The 1363-nt window shown below is 42.2% G+C and carries 2 protein-coding genes; both read right to left on the bottom strand.

Features of this window, described 5'->3' with window-relative positions; genetic code table 11:
- On the bottom strand, nucleotides 1-769 hold a 769-nt coding region (locus QZ359_RS07255), incomplete at its 3' end, for a ComEC/Rec2 family competence protein (protein ID WP_293965038.1).
- Complete coding sequence (locus QZ359_RS07250; RefSeq protein ID WP_293965036.1) at nucleotides 753-1361, bottom strand: helix-hairpin-helix domain-containing protein; 609 nt, start codon at nucleotides 1359-1361, stop codon at nucleotides 753-755. The genes QZ359_RS07250 and QZ359_RS07255, both read right to left, overlap by 17 nt.
- Nucleotides 1362-1363: the final 2 nt, after the last annotated feature.

Here is a 1363-nt window from a genome sequence, read left to right as displayed (position 1 = left end):
TCTTAAATCCATCCATGAAAAAACATACCTGCATACCAGACAAGGCAAAGAGGTGGATAATTCCTAGACTAGAATATAGTTCATTCATCTCCTCAAAGTCAGTGTCCAGATGTCCTAGTAAGAGCCCTGTCATGTAGTTCCGCATAGGGTCTGGAAAATGTGTCTTAATCCAAACTACAACCTTTCGACGTAAGCTGGACAGGTTTTCACCTGCATCCCAACTGCCAATCTTTTGAAGTGACTGGATTCTTTTAATATTGAGAGTCTGGTAAATTCCCTGAGTCTTCAGATAGGCTTGGTAGTCAAATCCACCAAAATTCCTCTGCCCCTCTGGTTCCGAAAGCTTCCCTTCTAGTCCTATCTCATGAAGGTCGGTTAAAGCTTGAAAGGTTTCTTTCTCCTCCTCGGACTGGAGTTTATAATAGACTTGAAAAATGCGTCCATCAGACTTGCCACGAAAGGATAGACTATCACCATTGACCTTAATAGTATCAGGCAAAATCCGTACCCTTTCAACAGAATCCGCTAGGTTTTGACTAACTTGACTCTGTTGCCAATTTTGAAGCAGAAACCAGAATGCAAAGATTCCGCAAATCACTAGAACTTTGCTAGCAGATTTCCAAGGAAATTGGATAAAGAGACAAACTAGCAGAAAAACGAAGCCCAACAAAGCAAGATAGGATGCTGAGAAAATAGCGTAATAAAGCCAAAGTAACAGAAAACTCAGGTAAATTAGGGGAATAGGGAGTTTCTTAATCCACTGTAACATAGTCTTTTAGCTTTTCTATCGTTTTAGCACCAATGCCAGAGACCTTCTTAAGTTCATCAACCGACTTGAATTTGCCATTCGTCTCACGATGATCGATAATATCCTGGGCTCGTTTTCCTCCCAAGCCTTTGACCTGCTTGAGTTCTTCCAGACTGGCCTTGTTGAGATTGACCTTCTTTTCCTTGCTTGTTGAAGAAGCTGTCCCAGAAGCAGTCTGTTGACTAGCTACTTCTTCCCCCTTAGTTGGAACGTAAACCAGAGCCTCGTCACTGATTTTTTGGGCCAGATTGAGCGACTTGCTGTCTGCTTGCTCTGTCAAGCCACCAGCCTTCTGAACAGCATCATTGACTCGACTACCTACAGGCAAATCATAAATTCCAGGTGCTTTAACAGCACCTTTTACATCTACTGTGATTAGATCTTGTTCAAGAGCTTCTTCCTTTTCGGATACCGAATCCTTGGAAACAGCTGCAACTTCAGCCTGCAAATTCGTTTCCTTGACAGGTGTTTGTGGAACTGGCTTTAGCAAAAAAAATCCTCCTACAAGCAAGCCCAGACCAGTACAGATGACAATGATTTTATACTCTTTGATTT

This window comes from Streptococcus sp., from assembly GCF_019414905.1.
Classification (GTDB): Bacteria; Bacillota; Bacilli; order Lactobacillales; family Streptococcaceae; genus Streptococcus.
The sequence above is the reverse complement of the archived record's forward strand: the minus strand, read 5'-3'. Positions and strand labels throughout refer to the sequence as shown.